We start from the raw sequence: 25,133 nt of genomic DNA on the forward strand, positions 1-25,133 counted from the left end.
TGAAAGTCTTTAAAACCAGCACCAATAGTACTTAAATTTCTGAAAAAACTATTTTGTTTGGCTTTGAGACATGACGATCGCAGCATCAGGTAGTATTGCTTGCTGCAAAACATCCAAGTATTGCTGAGAGATAATCTTAGGTGTGAAATGCGATCGCAAATACTGACGACCTGAGTTGCCCATACGCTCTCCTAGTTGCCGATCGCGACTGAGTAAGCGAATAAATTGAGCTAGAGAATTACTATCTCCATTCTCAAAGGTACTACCGCAGTTGGCTTCGGCAACCAGTTGTCTCAGGTATGAATACTGCGAACAAATCACCGCTATGGGTCTTCCAGATGCTAAAGCTGAGTAAAGCTTGCTAGGAACGACTAAACTCTCGGTTGATGCATCTACACTTACTAGTGACAGATCGCAAGCCGTTAAAGAATAGGGCAACACCTGCTTGTCTTGATAGGGCAGAAATGTAAAGTTTTTCAGTCCTAATTGATTCGCTTCTTGAATCAATTCATCCCGTTTCGCTCCACCACCAATACAGACAAACTGAACTGGCTCGTCTTGTAATTGTTGGGCAGCTTGCAGGATAGTTGCCATATCATGGCAACGCCCCATATTCCCAGAGTAGAGGACGGTAAATTTGTTGACTAGGTTATGCTTCAAGGCAAACCAGTTTTCTTGCTTGGGAATTGGCACAATCAATTCCGGGTTCGCCCAACTGTGAATTACCGAAATCTTATCGGCTACTTGTGGGCAATTTGCTAGCACTTGCTGTTTCATGGCTGGACTAAGAACCACAATTCCCTTAGCGTTTAGCCAAATTTGTTTGTTTATAGCCCGCCATAACTGTGCCAGCCAGTTATGCTTAGATACTACTCCCAGTGCGATCGCAATATCGGGATAAAGATCGTAGAGGATGCAAACATAGGGAAGGCGGAACAACAGATAAGCCAGATATCCGATGATTGGCAAAAATGGAGGGGCTGTAGTTACTAATAATACATTACTGCGTCGCCAAGCTCGGAGCATATACAGTAAAGCCCGCAAGGTGTATAAGACACCATTAACAGCTTTGCCACGAATTCGCCCCGGCCAAAGTTGGGCCGTGCGCGATCGCTGAATTCGGATTCCACCCATACGCTCAACTGCTAAAGCAGCAGTTTGAGAGTCAAATGCATATCCTGGCTGACTTGTAAAAACCTCAATATCCACTCCTTGCTGCCCTAACTGTTTCACCAGTTCATCAATCAACTGTCCCGTGGGGGCATAGTCTGGTGGAAAAAACTGGGTGATTACAGACAATTTGATGGATTGCTGAGTTTTTAGAGAATAGTCATCATTAACATCTAACCGAGTAGAAATGGATTGTAAAAGTTTTTGATTAATCCATTCATTAAGTCTCATCACTTATACCCTACTGTAGAAATCTTTATTCAAAGACACTACTGAACTGCTCAAGCCATTAATAATCACACACACTTACTTCCCTGAATTAACAAATATTTTCAATTTGCTCCAGGCAAAGTGATTAATAAGATTAAATTTATTGGTATACATCCAGCTTACTTGTATTCACAGATATATCTGATAACTAAGCTCGCTTAACAAGGATTTATACTTATTTAACTCTGTATACACGAAGTTTTTGGAGATGGGAACACACAAAAAGAATCAGTCTAAACGGCTACGGTAATCATAGAGGTGTAGATTACCCTACAATGGTGCTTTTTACTAGCTTATAAAAAACTTTCCTAGATGCCTCAAGCAAACTTACAGCTACTATAAACTTTATGTTTGCTAAGGAATTGGGGAACTATGTCCATTGAATCTTGAATGGTTTCACTTACTTAGTTTTATATTGTTTGAGCAAAATTTATTACATTTAGCACTATTAGATAGAGTACTCTATTTAATAGTGTTATATGTAACTACTTACAACAATACCATGAGAAAAGGATGTTTAAAATCTACCCATATATTTCATCATAAATTTATCTTTTGAGAATATCATAAACAGAAACTTCATAAAAGTAGTCTCTTAGGATTTATACATTAAATTAAATTATCTGAATTCTAAATCCGAGATAACGTAAATTATCTGTCTTTCTAGCCCCCAAGTGATTAGTGCCCCTCATTAGCAAAGCATTTTGCAGACCTATATCTATTCTAGATTTTACTAGTCCACTTCTTGTATAATTTGTCAATGATTAAAGTTTATTACTTTTTCGACATGAATTTTTATTTCTGAAAAATTGTAAATTACTTAAGTATTATTAGTCACTTTTGCACTGTTACTAAATTGATATTAAGAGTATTGATTCTCGGCATTAAATTTACACTTTCACATCATTGGAGATTAATTTTGGTTTAAGCAATAACATGTAACTAAAAAAATGTATACTTTAAAACAAAGATGTTATTATCACTAGTTAATCAACTAAAATTTGAAAAATCTATAACTTTAAGAGTGATAACTAAGTACACTTAAGTATAACAGAGAGTAAAAATTAACCTGAGAGATGAATTTAGATCCGCAGATTATCAAAATTTTGATTAGCACCTCCCATTAACGACGTGTTGTACTAAAAAGGTTTCCACTCTCATTGTTAATAATAAACCTCTGTGTAGTTACTGACTTAAGTATTTTCAGTCAAAAATTTCGATTTAATCGTAGCTAAAATAACACGTATTATATTATTAAATAGATGGAGAATCATTCTTCTCAATCCCCAAGTTATAACCAGAATCGTAACTCTGTACCGCCATTTCTTCAGCCTCAACCTTTCCCGATGTCTGAAGGGGAAGAGAATGATTGGAGTTTTCCACAACTTCTAAGTGTTGTGAAGCGACGAGCGCTAGTGATTGCAGGAGTAAGTATTACTTTAACGACAGTTATCTTTATTAGCTTGATCCTAAACCGGGAGCCACCAGTATATGAAGGCAATTTTCGCCTGTTAGTGGAACCAGTAAATGATGATACCAAAGTAGTGGATATTGTCAAAGACCCTAATGTAGGTAAATCTGGTCTTGATTACGAAAGTCAAATTCAGGTTCTCAAGAGCCCTGAATTGATGGGAAAGATTGTGAAGCAGTTGCAAGCTAAGTATCCAGACATTAGCTATAATTCGCTGATCAACAACATAACGATTTCTCGGTTCGCTGAAACTAAGATTATAGAAGTTCGTTATCGAAACCAAGATCCAAATCAAATTGAAGTTGTACTTAACCTAATTTCTAAGAATTATCAAAATTACAGTCGGGAAAAGCGGCAAACGCAGTTACGCCAAGGAATTCAATTTGTTGAAGGACGACTGCCATTTATCCAAAATCGAGTCGATCAGATTCAAAAAGAATTGCAAACGTTCCGGCAAAAATACGACTTTGTTGACCCAGAAGCTCAGTCTGCACAAGTTGTTAATCAAATCACTAATTTGTCAGAGCAACGACAATTAATTGATGGAAAAATAGCAGAAGCTCGCGCCAATCTATCTTTTCTGCAAGAAGAAAATGGCAGGCTGGCAGTACTAAATGATGCTACTTTGTATCAGCAGTTATTGAATCAAGTACGACAACTAGACGTTCAAATTGCTACAGAGTCAACTCGTTTACAAGATAATAATCCAACTATCAAAACACTGAAGGATAAACGCGCAAGCCTCTTGCCTTTGCTAAAGAATGAAGAGCAACGATTTCTGGGTACAAAAATTGCCCAAGTAACGACTCAACTTCAAACTCTAGAAGTGCAAAGCCAAGAACTTGCTAAAGTAGAAGGTAAAATTGAACTCCAGCGTAAACAATGGCCAATATTGGCACGACAATATACTGAATTACAGCGAAAATTACAGGTGACAACCGAGAGCCTAAATCGCTTTCTCTCTACTCGTGAAAACCTCCAAATTCAGATATCTCAAGCAGAACTTGGTTGGCAGTTACTTGAGGCACCAAGTAAACCAAAATTCCCGATTTCTGATTCGAGTATCAAACGTTATTTAATACCAGGATTGATTGCAAGTATAGCTTTAGGAATCAGTGTTGCCCTACTGCTGGAAAAGCTTGACAATACCTATCATAGCGTTGACGTACTCAAAGGGAAGGTCAAACTCCCCTTGTTAGGAAATATACCATTTGAAGAGCAAATCGAAAGGATTCACGATCGCATCCCCACGCAAAAGCTCTCCGTAACCAGAATACTAAGTCCCGTTCTTAAAGGCGTTCCTGGGTTTGCACATCAAGTCAATAACAATTATTCAGCAAAATTTCTAGAAGCTTTGCGGGTACTTTATACAAATGTCCAATTCTTAAGTTCTGAGCGCCCTATTGCTTCCATTGTTATTAGTTCGGCGATGTCTGGTGATGGTAAATCTACTATTGCCTTCCATTTAGCTCAGGTAGCTACAGGTATGGGACAAAGAGTACTACTTGTAGATGCTGATTTACGCCAACCTAAGATTCATACCTTATCAGGTTTAAATAACTTATGGGGATTAAGCAATTTAATCTTGACAAACCTACCAATGAGTGAGGTAATTCGGCAACTACCTTCAATGAACCAATTATCTGTAATCACTTCTGGGCCAATACCACCCGATCCCACAAAGTTGCTCTCGTCTGAAAAGATGAAGCGACTAATGATAGATTTCCATAACGCTTTTGATTTGGTGATTTATGACTCTCCCCCGATTTTGGGACTAGCAGATACTAGCCTACTAGCACCCTATACTGATGGCATATTGCTAGTAGTAAAGATGGACAAAACAGACTCGTCAATGATGCAGCAAACTTTAGAGCATCTAAAATTTTCCCGGATGAATGCATTAGGTATGGTTAGTAATGGTCAGAAAAGCAACATCAACAGTTATTAACTGTTATCCTCTGCCTCGGTGATTTACACCAGTAATCCAAAACATTATTTCCAGCTAGAGGCTGGGAATAATGTTTTAAAGTGGTTTTAGCTTAAATTGACACCGATGAAATCTCTGTCTGGCTACAGCCAATTGCTATGAAAAGTGCTGAGGTAAAAGACCGCCCACAAGGGGCAGGTCTTTTAGCATAGTACGGAAGTACTGAGTAATCTTCTTGCTACTCATTACTCATAACTCATTACTCAGCACTCAGCACTGAGTGTTGTAAACATTTAGAAGGTGAAAGTTGTTCTCAGCGTACCGATAATTGCATCATCGTTAGTGCTGGTTTGGCCAGGGGAGGTCAACCAGATTACACCAGGAGTAATTGAGATATTATCTGACACGCGATACTTGTAAAAGCCTTCAAAGTGATAAGGGATGTCATTACCAGTAAAACCTGGTCGGTTCAACGCATAAGGTTCTGCACCAGCAAAAATACCCAATACGTTACCTTTTTTACCGAAGTCAGGTAACGCTACCCCAAGACCGTAGCTCCAAGCTTCGTAATCATCATTAGCACCAAAGCCTGTGACATCGTGGTAAGAAACGAAGCCACTAATTGATAGTTTGTCGCTGGGTCTGAAAGCTGCTTCTATACCGTAAGAGTTACTGGAAGATGCGTTTAGGGTGCTTAGGGTATTAGCTTGATTAGTACCTACAACGCGGTTAGCACTGCCTAAACCACCACCTAGATCGAATAAATTACCGCCTCCAGCACCGCTATAACCGTGAACGTAGGTAGCAGCGATCGCCAAGCGATCGCCAACACTAAAGTTCAACTGTCCTAGAGCCGCATAGTTACCCTCCAATAAACCTTGGTTTATTCCAGGATTACTAGCATTTGATGCCAAGTAACCTATAGTTAGCGAACTTGGTTTGAAAAAACTGCCCCCACTACCAAAGGGTAGAGTCAATGCTGCACCTGCACCACCGCCAATCCGATAAATGGGGCTTTCAGAAGCAAAGGTAGACAAAGCACCATTACCGCCATCATAGTCCTCAAAGTAAGGGTTATTAGTGGCAACATAGTCGCTATGAATACCTCCGGTGGCCGCCAAGTAAACTTGCGCTGGGCCTATGGGTACATAATACGCTAGCCAATCTATGATGACAGAATTGCTACCAGTGCTACCGATTTGAAAAGTTTGCGTGCCTTCAGCCGTATTGATTGCAGAGCCATCATTCGCCAATTGATTAAAGGCTAGTGCATTACCGGCTGCAAGACGGGTGTGTAAAACGTCTTTACCTGTGAAACTGCTTTGTAGGTCTAAACGTACCCTATCTTGGAAAACAGTATTATTTGCATCGCCAGTGTTACCGCCAAAAATATCGCTAACGGCAAAAATAGCTTCACCCACCAATTTTGTGGTAGTAGAAAACTGATTTGCTTCTAGTTCAGCAGTTCGTGCTTCTACGGCATCGACTCGACCACGCAGAGTTGCTAGTTCTGCCGAGAATTCTTCTTGCAAGCGTTGGAGGGTTGCTAAATCCTGTTTTGTCACCAAGTCAGCAGTTGCAGTGGCAATCAGTTCATTAACCCGATCTAAACAAGCATTCAAACCTGCCGCAAATTCATAACGAGTCAGTGCCCGATTGCCACGATAAGTAGAATTTGGGTATCCAGCAATACAACCATAGCGTTCAACCAGGGATTGTAAAGCTTGGAATGCCCAGTCAGTAGGCTGTACATCAGAAAACTGAGAAACTGATGTGACTTGAGATAGTGAATTCTGGTTCTTACCCTCGTTGCCGTAGCGGTTAACTTCTTCTAAAACCTTATTATCATCAGTTTTTTGGGCAACCAATGACTGATTAACTTTTGGTTGTTCTATTTGAAGAAATGTTGAAGCATCAGAAGCTATTGGTGCTTTTGTCTGAGCAGTTTTCACCTTTATATCTTTAGAAGAGCTTACTACTTCAGTAGCTATAGCCCTAGCGGAAACCAACACCGTCACTCCCAAAACTACTGGACTTAGTACCAGAGTTTTCCACATTAGATGAGACATTTTATCTTCCTTTCCTAACAAATACCCGAAATCAATGGGTTAAAGAAAAAGAGAATAAGCAGTTATTCTACTTGTTTGAAATCTTATCAGATTGCTGTTATCTAAGCTATATCTGACAAAATTTTTGCGGATGAAGAATCGTAAAGTCTGCTTATGCCTCATTTGCATGATAAAAGCTTATAATTGAATTTCGCTCAATCTTGCGCCATTTCTGGACTTTAGCTTCTTATTCTTGACTCGGATTTGCGGCAAATCCTTTTTATCTTTGTAAAAGTAACAAATTTCCACTAGAGTTGGCCATATTTCTAGAGAACCGTGAAATTGGCTAATGACATCATCAATAATTCTGGAAACGTTTTGCTGAAAAAAGTCGGGTTCGAATCCATAAAATACTCTCGATAAGTTCTCTGCAAACAATTGGAGAGACTGCTTACGCTCTTCGTTTTGGGCAGATATTGAGGCTTTGACTACCTGATTGTGGATAGCAGAGATTTTTTCTAAGATTTCTTCAGAATCTTGCAATGTAACCTCGCCTGAGTAATCAAACTTGATTCCCAGGTCATCAAGATGATAAACACTGCTCTTAATCTTCTTTTTCAGCAGGCTGCATATTTCCTCATTAAAAAGTTCACTAGCAAGAGGATTACGCATATAGTTATTTCTAATATGGTTCTGGACAGCATCAACGTGTGCAGCTGCAATACCTTCTTGCTGTATCCAAATCCTGTAGATATAATCTTCAAATCTAAGCCGAGTGGGAAAAAATGGTGGTAAACCTAGCTGATTATCATATCCAGCAACTCCACAATCCATTCTCCAGTTTTTGTTGGTAATAACAGGTCGAAAATTAGTCAGAATATAAAAATCGTTCAGGTCATTGGGACTGATTTGATTTTCATCATTAAGATACATGTGAATAAAATCAAGTGTATCGATATCATTAGTTCCTGTGCGAAAAGTTTGGGCAATCTTGACAATCGCATTATTCAAGACTCTTCCCTGTTGTAATACGAGGCTGTTTTCTCGAAAGTAGCCTTTGGTTGTGTTGGTTTCTAAATCCATTGCTGTATCAACAACCAATTCTCCAGCCTCAAAGTTTTCTGGTACTTGGCTGGCTCTTTTACCTAGAACATCACTAAAAGCCGTGAGTAAGTCAAAAGATTTATGGACATAGCCGCCTTGTTGGGTAGACTTGATTAATTTTCCTCGACATATTTCATCGCCTGTTAAAGATTCTGGGCTAGTTTCAATTAATGCATCTGGTCGCATATCGTCATCTGCGCTGACCATTAAATGACCAAGGGTATACATTAAGGTGAAGTTGCGATTGCCGCCGTAGCTAGGTCGGAATAAGTTCTTGACGAGTGATTCTAGTTTGCGATCGCGCAGTCTTTCATTTAAAAATGTAATAAATTCTTCTTTCTGCTGAGGGCCGACATAATACACATCATTGACTGTCTTAGTCTGCTCTAAAAGTGGATAATATTTCTCATGGTTGGCAATGCTGGAGTCATCAAAGACGATAATTTTTACAGCATGACCATTTGCACGGAAATTCTCATCATACTTTTCGATGGTCTGTGCTACATCTCTCAGGCGATGAGTTGGAATAACAAATATCGTCTCTTTTGATTTCATAAAATATAGCTAGCAATGTATTCTTGAGAATTACTCCAGTTAGATCGGCTACTTGCAGATTTGCATTCCGAATATAGGATTACTATTTGATTTTTGAACGAAATTAGGTATTGTAGCGTGTGTTAGAACGGAGTTCGTAACACACTATTATCACGGGTTTGATGTGTTACGCTGTCGCTAACACATCCTACAGATATTTTCTCCAAATCAAACCGGATTCCTATATCTGCCCATTCTAAATTTGCATATCGGAGATTAGCATTTTTTAAGTTGGCTCCCTGAAGATTTGCCGATCGCAAGTCTATTTTTTGTAAGTTTGTCCCAGAAAAACTAACTCTCGATAAATTACAGCCAAAACATTTTCTGGTTTCTTGAACCTGTTAAATTATATGCTGTTGAAGCAAATCATTACCTTGATTAACTAAAGAGGGAGTAAGGAAAAATGCCATCGGGATCAGAGGTCGTAACAAGAGATTCATAAATACCATCTCCAATCTAAAACTGAGAAATTAAAGGTTATCTTCTTATGGTAATTTGAAAGCTTTAGCAACAGAACCCAGAAGTGAAAAATTAAAATATGTCCATTTTCGCAAAATCAAAAAATAGTTTTACATTTTCATATTTTAACTATTTATGACTGTAATCAGAACAATTAAGCGCTTCTTTAGTTAAAGCAATAGCAGGATTTACTGCACACTTTAAATAAGAATTTTTATGAAAAAATCGGCAATTCCTACAGGGATGTTGCTGTATATGTTTGATGCTTATTATTTCGTTTTTTTCTTGCACCCTATTTTCTGGTGGATCTTCTAGTGCTTTGCAGACAGATGAAACGATATAAACTAAAATTCCCCAAACAATCATGAAGGAAATGTGAGCCAAAAAGACCGCTACAATAGAAATATCACCGTCCTGGGGTTTGGTGTTATTTTGTGTTGTATTTGCCAAGCTTGCTTCAATCAGGGTAGATTGATTAACACTTTTTTGACCAGATATATAAAGTTGTAAAAGCCCCAAGCTAGCCATATTAAAAATCTTTATTTATTCAGATTATTAGAGTGAATCTCACTAATTTCACCATTAAATTTAGTTGTAATCGTAGTACCTAAATTTTTAATTGTATTTGGGTCAATTACATGATAAGAGAAGAAGTAAATGTTCATCTATTTAGTAATATGTGGAATTGAAATGGTTTGATACATCTGAGTCATCTAAATTATCAAATTGGTTGGCTGTTGGTCTAGCTTCTAGCAAGCAACTGTTAAGGGAATAGTAAACAGAATGAATTTTCTTAAGAGTGACTTTGAGAGCGGGAATCATCATCGGATGGGTTGCTATGGCTAAAATGTAGTCTCCTACGAAAACTGTAGGATTATCTGTTACTGAAAGAACTCGATCCTGTCTTAAAATCCCTAAAAAAATGCATCGATCGGGTAACTGAATTTCAGTTAAATGAATACCGCAGTAAACGCTATTAGCTTGGATTAAGACACCAAACAAACTTGGTTCTAAAGGGTTTGTCTTTTTGGACATAAAACATTTTTTACTCTAATATTATTGTGCAATATTTTATAAGCAAAATGTTTTTTAGCAGATATATTTTGCAGGTATATAAAATGGTTTAAAAAGTTTAAATAGGCATATATTTAGAGATATAGTCTTATTTAATTAATCATGAAAAACAAGATCCCCGACAACTTTTTTAAGAAATCGGGGATCGAGCCTTAGATAATAATTCTGAACAGTAGAGATGCAAAATTACTTGTCGTTAGTATTTCCCATAGTCTTTATTTCTTAATCCCATCCAGAGCTAAATTCAGCTTCAACACATTAACTCCAGGTTCGCCAAATATGCCGAGAAAGCGGCCGTCGGTGTTTTGGGCAATTAAAGTTTCTAGTTGGTTCGGCTGCAACCCTCGCGCCTTGGCTACTCGTGCAATTTGCGCGATCGCAGCTTCGGGAGTAATATGAGGGTCAAGGCTGGAACCAGAGGTGTAGACTAAATCGCCAGTCGGCTGCACTCCTGCGGTTTTCAGACGAGTCAAATCACCTTCAATTTTCTTACTGGGATCTGGATCATCTTTACCTTTGATGCGTTCCAGTAATGCGGGATTACTGGGAGCCAAGTTACTAGCACCAGAAACTCCAGTTTTCAAAACTCCCGCATCATCTTTTTTGGGGTCGGCTGTGCTGTAACTCGTGGTACTGGGACGACTGTTAAAATAGCGATCGCTAGTAAAAGGTTGACCAATCAAAGCAGAACCCACAACTTGACCGGTGCTATTTTTCAGCAGACTTCCATTCGCCTGAAACGGAAACGCAATCTGCCCAATAGCAATCATCACAAAAGGATAAATAATCGCACCAATTACCCAGAGTACCAAGGTAGAACGAACTGCTCTACTAGCTTCACGTGCAAAACTCATTAGAATTTCTCCGGTACAAACATTACAAAAAATAAATAGATGGAAAGCCCTAATGTCACCAGTCCTAACAGTCCCAATCCCCAAGATTGACTGCGGGAAAGTTGTTCGCCAGTAGCTGCATAGACTAGAGGTGCAACCACTAGGTTGAAACACATCGCCAAGAACAAATACAGTGGCAGCTTTTGTCTACGCCATTGACACCAGATATCAGTTATTTCTTCAAGTACTTGCGATGCAAGGATAGTGCGGCGGATACGAACAGGTTTCATAGTAAATTAAGACAAAGGTAAGATAATATCTATCAGTTTGATAGCAATAAAGGGAGCAACGATGCCACCAAGTCCATAGATGAAGATGTTGCGGCGTAGGAGTTGATCTGCCGTTAAAGGTAAGAATTTCACCCCTTTGAGTGCTAACGGAATGAGTGCCGGAATAATCAAGGCATTGTAAATCAACGCCGAGACGATCGCAGATTGGGCGCTTTTTAATCCCATAATATTCAGTGCGCCAATTCCAGCAGCCGCAAAGATAGTCGGAATGATCGCAAAATACTTGGCAATATCGTTAGCGATGGAGAATGTTGTCAAGGCTCCACGGGTAATTAGCAACTGTTTACCTATGGTTACTAGGTCAATTAACTTCGTAGGGTCAGAGTCCAAGTCCACCATGTTAGCAGCTTCTTTGGCAGCTTGTGTCCCAGAGTTCATTGCCACACCCACGTTTGCTTGAGCCAAAGCAGGGGCATCATTAGTACCATCCCCGGTCATTGCCACCAGTTTACCCTGAGATTGTTCGGAGCGAATCACCTCAATTTTGTCTTCTGGAGTCGCTTCGGCAATGAAATCATCGACCCCAGCTTCTTTAGCAATTACTGAAGCGGTAATGCGGTTGTCACCTGTAAGCATGACGGTGCGAACACCCATACGGCGAAGTTGGTCAAACCGTTCCCGCAGACCGGGTTTGACAATATCTTTGAGATAGATGACACCATAAATTTTGTCATCTTGGCAAACAGCTAAAGGTGTACCGCCTAACCGAGAAACTCGCTCATAAGCTGCATCTATATCATCAGGAACGTAGCCGCCACGAGAACGGACAAATCCCTTAATGGCATCTACTGCTCCTTTGCGGATTTGTTTGCCATCGGCTAGATTTGTGCCACTCATCCGGGTTTTGGCTGAAAATTCCACACCTTCGGCTTTGTCGATATTGAAATCGATCCCAGCCTGAGACTTTTCAGCTAAAACTACAATTGATTTGCCTTCTGGTGTTTCGTCAAACAAGCTAGCAGCTAGGGAAACTCGCGCCACATCTTCTAATGAGTGATTATCCAGAGGAATAAACTCATCAGCCATCCGATTCCCCAAAGTGATCGTGCCTGTCTTATCTAGCACCAAGGTGTTGATGTCGCCGCAGGCTTCTACTGCTCGACCGGAGGTAGCAATGACGTTAAACTGTGCAACCCTATCCATCCCTGCAATGCCAATCGCACTGAGCAAACCACCGATAGTTGTGGGAATCAAAGCTACCAGTAGTGATATTAAAATAGCAACGCTACCACCAGTACGTAAACTGTTTCCCGCTTCTGGCCCAAAGGCTGTAGTGATAAAGTTGGCGATGTAGCCAACAAATGGGGGCATAGTTGCCACTACAATCAAGAACACCTGCGTTAGCACTGCCAATAATACCGTCAAAGCAATTTCATTGGGAGTCTTGGTGCGTTGTGCGCCTTCTACCAAGGAAATCATGCGATCGATAAAGCCTTGTCCAGGATCGGCACTAATCCGAATTGTCAACTCATCTGAGAGTAGGCGTGTACCTCCTGTGACTGAACTGGCAATATCTGTACCTGGTTGTTTCAGTACTGGCGCAGATTCCCCAGTGATGGCAGACTCATCCACCGAGCCAATGCCTTTAATTACATCCCCATCGGCGGGAATCATATTATTTGCAACCACCTTAACCAAATCACCCCGTCGCAGTTCCGTAGAATTTACTTGTTGTACAGAACCATCAGGGAGGATTTTATTAGCGATCGTATCCGATCGCGTCGATCGCAGTGAATCAGCTTGCGCTTTACCGCGTCCTTCAGCTACGGCTTCGGCAAAGTTAGCAAAAACGAGGGTGAAAAAGAGAATGAAGGTAATCAACCCATTTAACAAGCGTTGTTGGTTGACATCTGCCTGGATTGTGCCAAAAAGATTTGGGTTAAGGGTTACTAAAAAGGTGACAATTGTCCCCACCCAAACAACAAACATAACTGGATTTTTAACAGTAATTCGAGGATCGAGCTTGACAAATGACTCACGAATTGCTCTTTGATAAAGTCCCCGCATATCTGACTTGGGGGTGTGCTTGCGCGAGTCACGAGTTCCAGATGGAATACGGGGCGAAGGAGAATCAGTAGTAGTGGGCATACATTAAATTAATTCGTAATTCGTAATTCGTAATTCGTAATTGGGGATTGGGGATTGGGGATTAATATTTCTCCCCTGCTCCCCTGCCTCTACCCCTACCCAATACCTTTAGCGATAAAAAAGGCTTCAGCGATGGGGCCTAATGCCAGCACTGGGAAGAATGTAAGTGCGCCCAAGATTAAAATCACGCCTGCGGTAACGCCTGTAAATAGTCCGGTGTCGGTTCGCAATGTACCAGTGGTGTAGGGAACAGCTTGCTTGCGAGACATACTATCTGCTAATAACAGCAAACCTAAAATTGGGATATAGCGTCCAGCTAGTAAACTGAAGCAGGTACTCAAGTTCCACCACAGAGCGGTTGCAGTTGTTTTTGTACCTGTAGCGATCGCTAACGGAGAAGGTTGTGAATCTCCTAAACCTTCAAACCCAGAACCGTTGTTAGCAGCAGCTGAGGCATATTCGTAAATCACTTGAGAAAAGCCGTGGAAGCCAGGATTGCTAATCCCTGCCAATTGGTCAGGAAAAGCTAAGGCGATTCCCCCCGGAATCAAAATAGCAATGGGGTGAACTAGCAAAATCAGAAAGCTAGCAAGTACGACTTCCCGCTTTTCAATCTTGCGTCCCAAAAATTCTGGCGTGCGTCCCACCATCAAACCTGTTACAAATACCGCCAAAATGCTATAGGCAAACAAGTAAGCTGTTCCTGTACCCTGTCCACCCCACATAATTTGCAGGAACATATTAGAAAGAAAAATAAAACCGCCAGAGGGCATAAAGGAGTCATGGAAACTATTAACTGCGCCGCACATAGTACCAGTTGTACTTACCGCAAATAATGCAGATTGCGCCCAACCAAACCGGACTTCTTTACCCTCTAAATTCGGTTGCTGACTACCCAGCAGTGCATTCACAGCCGGATTGCCGTTGTATTCCCCAATGGCAGTAACAATCAGAAATCCTAGAAAAATTACCCCAACCATACCGTAGAGTAACAACGCTTGTTTGGTGTTATTGGCAAACAAACCGTATGTATAGATCAGGGACGTGGGAATTGAAAGCATTGCCACGATCTGAATTAAATTCGTAAATGCGCTGGGATTTTCAAAGGGGTGTGCTGAGTTGATGGCGAAAAAGCCACCGCCGTTTTCTCCTAATTGCTTGATAATTTCAAAATGGGCAACAGGGCCGCGAGCGATCGCCTGACTAATATTCGGATCTTCCAAGGTCGGGAATACAGCTACACCCGCTAGGGTTTCGGGAACGCCAGCAGCTATCAAAACAATGCCGCCCACAATACAAATAGGCAGCAAAATTCGGGTAATTGAGCGAATTAGGTCTACATAAAAGTTGCCTAACGATCTACCCGTCAATCCCCGAATAAAAGCAATTCCTACTGCCAAACCAGTGCCAGCAGAGGTGAACATGTGATAACCCAGCCCCCACATTTGACTGGCATAGCTCAGGTAGGTTTCACCAGAATAATGCTGCTGGTTGGTATTAGTAATAAATGAAATAGTAGTATGTAGTACTGTATCCCAAGTTGGGGCATTTATTCCCGTGGGATTGAGGGGCAACCATCCCTGATTCATAATGATAAAGAAAAGCAGCAACGCCATTACTACGTTGCTGTAGACGATTGCCCGCCCATACTGCCAGCCCGTCATATTTTCTTTACCTGTAACGCCAACCAAGGCGTAAAGCAGCCGCTCAACCGGATTCAAAACTGGGTCGAGAAAAGTCCTTTGTTCTAAAAATACACGCGCCATGTAGCGCCCAAAAAATGGAGTAATTGCTACTATAATTAGTAGCGTTAATGTAATTTGAATCCATCCTTGTAGCATTGGATTATTTAAACTCCGACATGAATAAATTCCAGATAAATATCAGATATTCTTGTTATGAATCAAAAACAATAACGAAATATATTGGCATTATTAATTAGCTCACTTATAGCTATGGACTTTCTGAATCAATCATCGAGCTTTTTTTGAAGGAAGACAAGGTATAAATTAATATTTAAACTACCCTATACGAGAAATATATTTATATATATAGAAGTTTTCAGAACGTTTATCTTTATATATATCTGCAAATATAGAAGGGCAGCTAAATACTAAACAAATAGCTGTAGCAGTTATAAATAATTAGTAAAAGTTAAATCCCCGACTTCTTAAAGAAGCCGGGGATCTAGACACCGTGGATTGAGAGCGAAGAGTCAGGAGTCTAATTTATAACTGATTTTGATTTTGGCGACAAATTCCAAATGCGGAAGTGTAGGCGTGTAAGAAGGTTCTGCCACCAACAGGGCCGATTTCACCACCACAGAAAAAGCCGCCTACAGGAATATCGCTGAGGTAACGGCGAAATAGTTCAGAATCGAAATTTGGTTTACCATATAGCCCTTCGCCACGCCCTAGACAGGCAAACATTAGGGCAGCGACGGCAGAAGGTTCAGATTCTCGTTGAGTTTGATAACTTTGGAGAAGTAATTCTAAGTCTTCAGCCGAGGCTTCGGCATCGCGCAGGTGGAATTGCAGCCTTTGACCAGGACGGACGCGATCGCCAATTGCGATCGCCCCAGCTGCTGGATCGACCCCAAGAATACCACGAATTAAAAAGTCTCCTTGTTGCAAAGCCAGCTTAAACTCATCCATCGCCACGCCAACAAACAGAGAGTGCTGTGCTAAAGTTCGTTCGTGTTCGCTGAGACTGGCAATCAAATCTCGCAACACCACTAGCGGCACTTGTTCATCTAACTCTAAGATGATATTGCGATCGGCTTTTGTAACTTGCAATGGTTTGCCAATCGGTCGGCATCCTTGAGCGACAATAGTTTCTAAAACAATATTGCCAGTCAAAGCTATACCAATAGTGCCTTCACGATACAAGCTTTGGCATTCCTCGCCATCAGTCTCATTACAAAATAGGGCAACACGGCCACCCATGCCTCCACCACTAGCCTGTCCTCCCACTATCACCGATCCTGGATAAGCAAAATCCAACCCCTGCAACAAATCATTAATTCCAGAGGCCAAAGAACTAGACAGCAAAATGAACTGAGGTGTCGGTGATGGTGGCACACCAATCAAATCAACCCAAGCATCTGGAGAACTATCTAAGTCAGGTAATTCTTCAGCAACAACATGAAAAACTTGAACCTTCACCCCAGGAAGATGTGCTAAAGTCAAGCTAATAGCTGGTTCAGCTTCCAATTCTTGGGTTTTTCCGGCAACTGTCGTCCCAATCACCCCGCCACCACTACAGCCAATTAGCACTGGTACAGAAAGTTTTTCAGTTAACAGGGGTAACAATCGGGAATACTCACTCGCAAAAGCAGACGAAATGAATACCAGTCCTAGATCCGCAGGTGCTGTTAACGATGATATAGCTCGTTCCACCACATCTGTAACGGCGGCTTCCAGAGAATGACGGGTTGATAGGGCATTTGCCCACTGCATTTGGTCTGCCATGAGTTTTGAGCTTCTTTCTCTTTTTAGGCTAGTAGGTTTTGACTTTTGATTTTGGGAAGAATTGCATCCTATAAGAATTAGTGCTAGCTTTTGTCTCCTCCATCCCAATCAGATGAGGTTGTCATTCTAATAGATGCATCTAAATATATTGTATGATTGTTTATCTATCGTACTGATTCCACAAAATCTTAAAAAATAAAGATGAATGCATTATAGATGCGGCGGTTTCCTGTATTGGTTATAAATCAATAGGCTAAAATACTAACTTATGAGCTAAATAGTTAGAATGGTTAGTAATCAAGCTCAAATCTGCCATTTCTGAAGTTTTTCTATACTAGTATTAACAACACACAACGAGACTAAAGCGATGACCAACATCCAAGAAACAGCAAAGAGCGACATCCAAGATAAAATTCAAGAAGAAGTAGAACAAGCGCGTACTGTCTGTGACATTAGCGGCAGCAATTCACCAGAGTGTGCTGCTGCTTGGGATGCAGTAGAAGAATTGCAAGCTGAAGCTTCCCACAAGCGCCAAAGCAAGCCAAAAAATTCTCTAGAACAGTATTGTGATGACAACCCAGATGCAATTGAATGCCGGGTTTATGACGACTAGAAATTTAAACAAATTAATTTTCTGTTCGTTTGTCATCAAGCAACCAAAGATTTACTGACTGAAATTTAGCATTACGCTACTTTCGGCTAAAACCGTACTCTTGCTCTTTCATAATTTTCTCCAACGGGAAAAATTTGGTGAAATATCTGGAATTACGGATGTATGAGGGTTAAACTTTGAGAGTTTTTATCTTAAAAACTAACCTTTATACTCAAAAATATGAGGGTTTTGTCCGTGAGTAGCAAGTATATAGCTGCTTGGTGCTTTTTTAAGAGGCTCCCTGACGCTACTATAGATAGGTGCAAAATCTAAGTTGAGAATCTTTGAGTTGCTTGTTTTTTGCCAAATAGAAAGATTTAGGAAAGGAAATTAAAAATTTACCATATAATACCCTTTCCAAAAATCTTTGCAACGCATGAATTGGCTGTAGGGGCGTACATCTGTATGCCCCTACAAACGTGTTTATAGTATCAATTGCGTGAAATAGTATAAGTTGGGTAGTCACTTGCTTGTACAAAGAAGTTAGAGCGCAGTCTCAAGGCTAGATTTTGTGCTTTGATTAAACTGTTTGTAATATAGATGGACTACTAGCTAGCTAATAGCTTACAGTTTTGTCAGTTATGGATACTTGCTCTTAGTTAGAAACGTTTTATTTATCATTTGAGAAAAACTATGGACTATGATATTTGGTTTCGCCCTTTCGTCTGGATTGATTACCGACTGGCAGTATTATTCCTGGTAATTATTCCGCTAGTTCTTCTGATTTGGGCATTTGTGCAAAAAGCAGAAGGTATACAACGCTTATTGACTATATACTGGCGAGTCTCGAGCCTGGTGGCAATCACAATTTACTTAATGATTGCCCAGTATCCAGTTAGCTTTCTCTCTGGGTTGATGGCTCAGATTTTAATCCCAATTGCGTTGTGGTTCTGGGTAGATATCAACGATGAAATTGAGTATCAAACCAGTGGCGCTTTGAAATTTATTTTTACCTCTTGGCGGTGGGCTACAACTGTTTATTGTCTTTTGGGTACATTAGCGTTTATCCCATTTTTGGGTTGTGCTTTTTCTGCCAATGTGATGAAGACTTCCTATTGTCGCGTCTGGTTCGAGGTTCCGTTATTATTTAAAGAATATTTTCATGCTAATAGCAAAGCTGAGTTCTTAGGTTTTCTTGGCATAACTAGTTTAATAGTTTATGTAGTTTACTTAAGCTATTTTGTTCTGATTAAGCTGGGCAAGCAGGGACGTTCAGCCTCACCACAATAACAGTTCACTGCGCCAACGTACCCCTACTTTAAAAAAATGAATTCCATTGGCAAGCGACTGGAACAATACACCGCTAAACGCCCCCAAGAAGTCCTAATTATAACAGTGGAAATTGCCCATGAGGAAGATACAATTGCTATTTTCAAAGGCTTTTCTAGTTCTTTGATGCGTCCAACAGCATTTGATGCAGATGTACCAGTTCTACCAGATGGGGCAATTATCCTCAACATTGACCGAGTAGCCAGTCCTTATAATCCTGAAGCACCTCGTTATATTCAACAAGGAATTTCTTGGGAAGCTATGGAAACTCTATTATCAGAAGTGGGAGTTTAACTAATGTTTGAAGCTGGAGAACTTATTGTTGAAATGGCAGACTTTTGCATAGGATTGCTTGGCTTTGTGAATAATCAGATATGATTTAGACATGGAGTTTGAGTGGGATGAATCAGAAGCAAAAGCTAATATAACAAAGCATGGTGTCAGCTTTGAAGAAGCTAAGACCGTCTTTGATAATGTACTGGCAGTTATTTTTGATGATCAAGCTCACTCAGTGAATGAGAAGCGAGAGATTATTATTGGGCACTCCCAAAACAATCGCTTGCTATTAATTTCATTCACCGAACGTTCTAATGCTATTCGCATTATCAGTGCCCGTTTAGCCACTCGAAGGGAGCGTGAAGACTATGAACAAAACGCCTTTTGAGGAGTCACACAATTCAGATGACGAGCTTTTAGCTGAGTACCACTTTGATTATAAAAAGGCGAAGCCCAACCGCTTTGCTGCTAAAAGTAGAAGAAAGCAACTGCTAAAAGTTGTAGTTCTAGATGAAGATGTAGCTCAAGTTTTTACAACACCAGAATCGGTCAATAAGGTGCTAAGGGCACTAATTGAGTCAATGCCACAAGTTACAGACGACGACACAGCCTAACAACCCCAATGTAGCCAACTGATGAAAACCTCTGGTGCTGATTTGAACTTTGCTTATATCCCCTGATGAGGAACGTTACTTTGAAGGAAGCAAGCTATAGATTGGTCTACAATTACCGTCTGAAACTATCTTCTCTGCATGACACTGGGCAAGCGATTTTGAAGAATTATTTTGACTTTTAAATTTAAAAATGTCCCGTTCTGGATACACACTCCCAGTATTTGCCTGTGCCGCGGCCGTTGCAGCTTTACATTGGTTACACGATCGCAAATCCCTAACTTTTGCCTCTGTAGATTTGATTGAACCGTCTCAAATCGCTGAAATCCCCATTGAACAGGTAGCAGGATTATCTGAAAATACAGCTTTAGCAATAACTCGCAGCGATCCTGGTGATAATCTTGATTTGACTAAAGATACACCGATTTGGGCATTGGTGGAATGGCGAGAACAGGGTGATGATGCTGTAATCATTAAAGGCGGGGAAGGAATTGGCAAACAGGCGAATGCTGATGACAAGCCAGCAATTTATACTTATGCTCAAAGGCTCCTAAAAGAAAACTTGCAAAGGATGCTAGCACCTGGGGAAAAAATCACGGTGACAATTATTTTACCCGAAGGGCGATCGCTAGCTGTTCGGACTTCAAATTCTGCTTTTGGTGTGGTGGAAGGACTTTCGCTTTTAGGCACAACTGGTATTTCTCAACCTTTAAGTACGCCAGATCAGCTTGCAGTTTTTCGGGCGGAATTACAAAATAAAGCCAGTCTTTTTGAGACTTTAGTATTCTGTATCGGCGAAAATGGCCTAGATTTGGCGCGTAAACTAGGGATTAATCCCGAACAATTGGTCAAAACTGCTAACTGGCTTGGTCCAATGTTAGTAGAAGCTGAGGTGCTGGGTGTAAAAGAAATTTTATTATTTGGCTATCACGGAAAGCTGATGAAACTAGCGGGGGGAATTTTTCACACCCATCACTACTTGGCTGATGGACGTAGGGAAATTTTAGCAGCGCACTGTGCGATCGCAGGTTTAAAATCACCAGATATCCAAGCTGTGTTTAACAGTGCTACCGCCGAAGCAGCACTAACATACTTAAAATCACTCGATGCTGCAACTGGTAGTGATTGGGTAAATCAAGTTTACAGTGCGATCGCCGAAACTATTGATGTTCGTTCTCAAGAATACATCCAAAGCCATAGCGAAAGGGGCACAGCAGTTACAGTCTGTGGCTCGGTTATGTTCGATCGCGATCGCAAAATTATCGTGAAGAGTAAAACTGCTGCTCTGTTGATGGGAAAATTATGTTAATTTATTATGAATAATCGTAAACAATTCAAATAAACAATCTTTTAAGTAACCACACTAGGGTAAGTTTATCGTTCTAATACCATCTCCGGCTCCGAGACTAGACAAACGCACATAACCTCGCGTTTGTCTAGGGTTTTTACCCAATTATCGACCTACCCAGGTTGAATAATAGCATCACTATAGACCACAAAGCATCTACCCTTAACAGACATAATACTCCCGTCATGAATACAGCGGTGATACAGACAGAACAAGCGCCCCAAACATTGGAAAGTGTTGGGCGGCTTGATCGCCAATTAATTGTAATTTTAGACTTCGGCTCTCAATATTCTGAGTTAATTGCCCGTCGCATCCGCGAGACTCAAGTATACTCTGAAGTTTTATCCTATCGCACTACTTCTGAACAATTGCGCCAACTTAATCCCAAGGGAATCATCCTCTCCGGTGGCCCGAGTTCGGTTTATGGTGAGAAGGCTCCCCATTGCGATCCAGAAATCTGGAATTTAGGAATACCCGTCTTGGGTGTTTGCTATGGGATGCAGCTAATGGTAAACCAACTCGGTGGGGAAGTAGCAAGGGCTGACCGAGGTGAATACGGCAAAGCATCATTATATATTGACGATCCTACAGATTTGCTCACTAATGTTGAAGATGGCACTACCATGTGGATGAGTCACGGAGACTCTGTTACCCAAATGCCATCAGGTTTTGAATTACTGGCACATACAGAAAATACCCCCTGTGCGGCTATTGCTGACCACGAAAAGAAACTTTACGGCGTTCAATTCCATCCAGAAGTGGTACATTCTCTTGGTGGATTAGCATTAATCCGTAATTTTGTCTACCATATCTGCGATTGCGAACCGACTTGGACAACTGCGGCTTTTGTCGAAGAGGCGATTCGGGAAATTCGCTCTAGAGTTGGTGATAAACGGGTACTTTTGGCGCTATCTGGGGGAGTGGATTCTTCTACCCTGGCATTCTTGCTGTATAAAGCCATTGGCGAGCAACTAACTTGTGTGTTTATCGATCAAGGCTTTATGCGAAAGTATGAGCCAGAACGATTGGTAAAACTTTTCCAAGAGCAGTTTCACATTCCTGTAGAGTATGTGAATGCCCGCGATCGCTTTTTAGCTAAGGTTGCTGGTGTTACAGATCCGGAAGAAAAACGCCGCCGCATCGGACACGAATTTATCAGCGTATTTGAGGAAACATCTAAGCGCCTCGGCCACTTTGACTATTTGGCTCAAGGGACGCTATATCCAGATGTCATCGAATCTGCTGATACCAACGTCGATCCCCAAACTGGTGAGCGGGTAGCGGTAAAAATTAAGAGTCATCACAATGTTGGCGGTTTGCCCAAAGACCTAAGATTTAAATTGGTGGAACCACTGCGGAAATTATTTAAAGATGAAGTCCGCAAAGTTGGGCGTTCCATTGGTTTACCAGAAGAAATTGTCCAAAGACAACCTTTTCCTGGGCCTGGGTTGGCAATTCGCATTCTGGGGGAAGTTACATCTGAGCGGTTAAATATTTTGCGCGATGCTGATTTGATTGTGCGGCAAGAAATTAACCAACGCGGTATGTATCATGATTTTTGGCAAGCATTTGCTGTATTGCTGCCAATTCGTAGTGTTGGCGTTATGGGCGATCAACGTACTTACGCTTACCCCATTGTCTTGCGGATTGTTACCAGTGAAGATGGCATGACTGCTGATTGGGCCAGAGTCCCTTACGATGTCTTGGAAGTGATTTCTACTCGGATTGTGAATGAGGTGAAAGGGGTAAATCGAGTGGTTTATGACATCACCTCTAAGCCACCTGGAACCATTGAATGGGAGTAATTAAGTTTTGTAGTCAGACTTAACTAAAAGCCGATCAATCTTTTCCATAATTCAAATTATTTGCAGTAGTTTAGATTCACATATTTTGAAATGGCAATGCCGACCTGACTCGTTTTGAGTTTGGGCATTGTCTATTTTTTTGACTCGTAAATAAATTTAAAAATTAATATGATTGTATCCAGTCAATAACTATAAATTTAAGCTAACAATTAACCATCTATTGGATTGTGGTTGGACAAATTGAATTATTATCTATAAAAATAGACGCGATCGCAGTAAAATTAGCAATGGTGTGGTGATAGAGAAAAACCAGCATCTCATTAGAAATAACTTTCATTTGATAAACATTAATGGAGATGTTATGGAACCTCCTCTTCCCCTTGCTGGCTTAAACATTCTCGTAGTTGATGATGATGATGATAGCCGCTTTTACATTACTACTGTGTTAGAAACTGATGGAGCCACCGTTAGGGCAGTTGCATCGGCAGAGGTAGCATTGAAAGTACTGTCTGAGTTGCAACCCGATGTACTGATTTGTGATATTGCTATGCCTGGTGAAGATGGCTACACCCTGATCCGCAAGATCCGGGCGCTAAAGCCTGATATTTATGAAAAACTTCCCGCGATCGCCTTAACTGCTTATGGTGATAGCGAGTATCGTAGCCGTGCGCTAGAAGCAGGTTTTCAGACTCATGTGGCTAAACCAGTTGATCCAGGGGAACTAGTTGCGATCGTCGCTGATTTGGTTGCTTCTTATTTGAACAAAGGATGATTTGAAATTGCTGAGACTAGTTTGCTCCAGTTTCAAAAGTGATTTTCTCAGACTTATATGCTGGTGGCTCAACGTGAATTAAAACTCTCACTGGACGGAAACGTTCTTCTAATCGGCTTTCTACTTCTTCGGTGATGTGGTGGGCTGTTTCTACGTCCGACGCATCTACTATTAAATGCATTTCAATGAACACTTGACGACCAAGAACACCGCGAGAAGCAATATCATGACAGTTAATTACACCTGGAACAGAAGTAGCGATCGCATGAATTGCTTCTGGTGCGATCGCAATTTGATCCACAAGCCAAGGCAAATTCTCTTTTAAAACTGACCAGCCACTCCAAAATACCAATAAGGCGACAGGAAAAGCCAACACCAGATCCATCCATTGATAACCTAGCCAAACTCCTATTAAGCCGGCAATTACAGAGATTGTCACCCAGATGTCACTCATGGTATGTGTAGCATCAGCAATGAGAATTGAGCTACCTACGCGCTTACCTACACTACGTTCGTAAAACGCTACAAAAATATTTATACCCAGCACAATTAGTAATAACCACAACTCAGGTGGCGATATTCTCACAGCTTCACCACCACCTTTGAGAATTCGCTCAATTGCTCCTTGCAGAATTTCAAAGCAGGCTATTCCTAAAAATGAAGCAATTCCTAAAGCTCCCACAGCTTCAAATTTGCTGTGTCCGTAGGGATGTTCGCGATCGGGTTGTGGAGAAGAAAATTTACTTGCAATTAATCCTAAAACGTTGTTGGCGCTATCTGTCACACTATGCAACGCATCAGCTAGCAAACTCAACGAACCTGTCCAGTAACCCACAAGTGCTTTTAATCCCATTACAAACAGGTTGAGTAATAGGGTAATAATTAAAACCTTTCGCACTTCGGCGCGGTTATCGTAAATCATGAATAATTTATCACATCAAGTTCTATGACTTCTAATGTAGAACTCAGAAGACAAATAAACACTAATCAAATGTATCAAAGTCTTACGCAGTAAAAATTAAGTCTGTCTATAGGCTCTATATTTTATAGCATTTTGTTGAGATTCTTTATAACTAAAAACAGCTACAAGTTCTACAGGTATTAGTTATGCCTTTACAGATAACAGCAGATATTTAGCATTAATTCCAAAAAGATTTTAATTAATTTTGTTATTAATATAGAACTCATATAGGAATCATATTTGATTTCTAAAAAATCTAAGTATTTGTAGGGTGTGTTAGGCGTAAGCCGTAACACACCACTCTTAAGGCTTTGGCGCGTTACGCTGTCGCTACCGCTACGAAGAAACTCAAGTCGGGAAACCCGCCTACGCGACTGGCTCCCCTACGTATCTTTTCAAAAATCAAATAGTGGCCCTATATTTGATTTTTGAACAAAACTCAGTACACATTTATTCCTTTTTCCCAGTCTCCAGTCCCCAATCCCCAGTCCCTTATCTCTACGAGTGATTCAGAAATCACATCGGATCGCTATACATCAAAGATATTGTGACTACTATCAGCGATCTATAGGCGCATCTTC

Annotated in this window: 21 protein-coding genes; 9 read left to right on the top strand and 12 right to left on the bottom strand. The window is 40.8% G+C overall.

The features are described 5' to 3' along the window. Window positions 1-48 precede the first annotated feature (48 nt). Window positions 49-1,401, bottom strand: a complete 1,353-nt coding sequence (locus RMZ41_RS00800; RefSeq protein WP_322643560.1) for a glycosyltransferase family 4 protein — start codon at window positions 1,399-1,401, stop codon at window positions 49-51. Window positions 1,402-2,702: 1,301 nt separating this feature from the next. Here RMZ41_RS00800 and RMZ41_RS00805 point away from each other — a divergent pair. Then, a complete protein-coding gene (locus RMZ41_RS00805; protein ID WP_322643561.1) occupies window positions 2,703-4,859 on the top strand; it encodes a polysaccharide biosynthesis tyrosine autokinase in 2,157 nt (718 codons plus the stop codon). 272 nt (window positions 4,860-5,131) lie between these two features. On the opposite strand, the gene RMZ41_RS00810 is transcribed toward RMZ41_RS00805, so the two are convergent. From RMZ41_RS00810 to RMZ41_RS00855, 10 genes are all read right to left on the bottom strand, one after another. Continuing rightward, window positions 5,132-6,907 carry an iron uptake porin gene (locus RMZ41_RS00810; RefSeq protein WP_322643562.1) on the bottom strand — a complete coding sequence of 592 codons (1,776 nt, stop codon included), beginning with the start codon at window positions 6,905-6,907 and terminating at the stop codon, window positions 5,132-5,134. 177 nt (window positions 6,908-7,084) lie between these two features. Continuing rightward, window positions 7,085-8,545 carry a hypothetical protein gene (locus RMZ41_RS00815; protein ID WP_322643563.1) on the bottom strand — a complete coding sequence of 487 codons (1,461 nt, stop codon included), beginning with the start codon at window positions 8,543-8,545 and terminating at the stop codon, window positions 7,085-7,087. A gap of 122 nt (window positions 8,546-8,667) precedes the next feature. Continuing rightward, on the bottom strand, window positions 8,668-8,850 hold the full coding sequence (locus RMZ41_RS00820) for a pentapeptide repeat-containing protein (protein WP_409874709.1): 183 nt from the start codon (window positions 8,848-8,850) through the stop codon (window positions 8,668-8,670). 322 nt (window positions 8,851-9,172) lie between these two features. After that, window positions 9,173-9,571, bottom strand: a complete 399-nt coding sequence (locus tag RMZ41_RS00825; protein ID WP_322643565.1) for a hypothetical protein — start codon at window positions 9,569-9,571, stop codon at window positions 9,173-9,175. Between the two features lie 141 nt (window positions 9,572-9,712). Further along, window positions 9,713-10,078: a TrkA C-terminal domain-containing protein gene (locus tag RMZ41_RS00830; RefSeq protein ID WP_322643566.1), complete on the bottom strand. Its 366-nt coding sequence runs from the start codon at window positions 10,076-10,078 to the stop codon at window positions 9,713-9,715. Window positions 10,079-10,332: 254 nt separating this feature from the next. Continuing rightward, complete coding sequence (gene kdpC, locus RMZ41_RS00835; protein WP_322643567.1) at window positions 10,333-10,971, bottom strand: K(+)-transporting ATPase subunit C; 639 nt, start codon at window positions 10,969-10,971, stop codon at window positions 10,333-10,335. After that, window positions 10,971-11,240 (bottom strand): potassium-transporting ATPase subunit F, encoded by a 270-nt coding sequence (locus tag RMZ41_RS00840; RefSeq protein ID WP_322643568.1) that lies wholly within the window; start codon window positions 11,238-11,240, stop codon window positions 10,971-10,973. Before RMZ41_RS00840 ends, kdpC begins: the two co-directional genes overlap by 1 nt. Window positions 11,241-11,246: 6 nt before the next feature. Continuing rightward, entirely contained in the window at window positions 11,247-13,388 is a 2,142-nt protein-coding gene (gene kdpB, locus RMZ41_RS00845) for a potassium-transporting ATPase subunit KdpB (RefSeq protein ID WP_322643569.1), read from the bottom strand. Window positions 13,389-13,483: 95 nt separating this feature from the next. Continuing rightward, window positions 13,484-15,229 carry a potassium-transporting ATPase subunit KdpA gene (kdpA, locus tag RMZ41_RS00850; RefSeq protein ID WP_322643570.1) on the bottom strand — a complete coding sequence of 582 codons (1,746 nt, stop codon included), beginning with the start codon at window positions 15,227-15,229 and terminating at the stop codon, window positions 13,484-13,486. 387 nt (window positions 15,230-15,616) lie between these two features. Further along, on the bottom strand, window positions 15,617-16,858 hold the full coding sequence (locus tag RMZ41_RS00855) for an FIST N-terminal domain-containing protein (RefSeq protein WP_322643571.1): 1,242 nt from the start codon (window positions 16,856-16,858) through the stop codon (window positions 15,617-15,619). A gap of 367 nt (window positions 16,859-17,225) precedes the next feature. Between RMZ41_RS00855 and RMZ41_RS00860 the strand changes: the two genes are divergently transcribed. From RMZ41_RS00860 to RMZ41_RS00895, 8 genes are all read left to right on the top strand, one after another. Then, window positions 17,226-17,471, top strand: coding sequence for a Calvin cycle protein CP12 (locus RMZ41_RS00860; protein ID WP_322643572.1), 246 nt, complete (start codon window positions 17,226-17,228; stop codon window positions 17,469-17,471). A gap of 672 nt (window positions 17,472-18,143) precedes the next feature. Then, a complete protein-coding gene (locus RMZ41_RS00865; RefSeq protein ID WP_322643573.1) occupies window positions 18,144-18,740 on the top strand; it encodes a DUF3177 family protein in 597 nt (198 codons plus the stop codon). Window positions 18,741-18,776: 36 nt separating this feature from the next. After that, window positions 18,777-19,073, top strand: a complete 297-nt coding sequence (locus RMZ41_RS00870) for a hypothetical protein (protein ID WP_322643574.1) — start codon at window positions 18,777-18,779, stop codon at window positions 19,071-19,073. Between the two features lie 91 nt (window positions 19,074-19,164). After that, window positions 19,165-19,443: a BrnT family toxin gene (locus tag RMZ41_RS00875; protein WP_322643575.1), complete on the top strand. Its 279-nt coding sequence runs from the start codon at window positions 19,165-19,167 to the stop codon at window positions 19,441-19,443. Then, on the top strand, window positions 19,424-19,669 hold the full coding sequence (locus tag RMZ41_RS00880; RefSeq protein WP_322643576.1) for a hypothetical protein: 246 nt from the start codon (window positions 19,424-19,426) through the stop codon (window positions 19,667-19,669). Before RMZ41_RS00875 ends, RMZ41_RS00880 begins: the two co-directional genes overlap by 20 nt. A 190-nt stretch (window positions 19,670-19,859) precedes the next feature. Further along, entirely contained in the window at window positions 19,860-20,975 is a 1,116-nt protein-coding gene (gene cbiD, locus RMZ41_RS00885) for a cobalt-precorrin-5B (C(1))-methyltransferase CbiD (protein ID WP_322643577.1), read from the top strand. A 224-nt stretch (window positions 20,976-21,199) separates the two neighbouring features. Beyond that, a complete protein-coding gene (guaA, locus tag RMZ41_RS00890) occupies window positions 21,200-22,819 on the top strand; it encodes a glutamine-hydrolyzing GMP synthase (protein WP_322643578.1) in 1,620 nt (539 codons plus the stop codon). A gap of 361 nt (window positions 22,820-23,180) precedes the next feature. After that, window positions 23,181-23,591 carry a response regulator gene (locus RMZ41_RS00895; RefSeq protein WP_322643579.1) on the top strand — a complete coding sequence of 137 codons (411 nt, stop codon included), beginning with the start codon at window positions 23,181-23,183 and terminating at the stop codon, window positions 23,589-23,591. A gap of 16 nt (window positions 23,592-23,607) precedes the next feature. Here RMZ41_RS00895 and RMZ41_RS00900 read toward each other — a convergent pair whose 3' ends face one another. After that, on the bottom strand, window positions 23,608-24,513 hold the full coding sequence (locus RMZ41_RS00900; RefSeq protein WP_322643580.1) for a cation diffusion facilitator family transporter: 906 nt from the start codon (window positions 24,511-24,513) through the stop codon (window positions 23,608-23,610). Window positions 24,514-25,133 lie beyond the last annotated feature (620 nt).

The organism is Nostoc sp. DedVER02, from assembly GCF_034530675.2.
In the GTDB taxonomy this organism is placed as follows: domain Bacteria; phylum Cyanobacteriota; class Cyanobacteriia; order Cyanobacteriales; family Nostocaceae; genus Nostoc.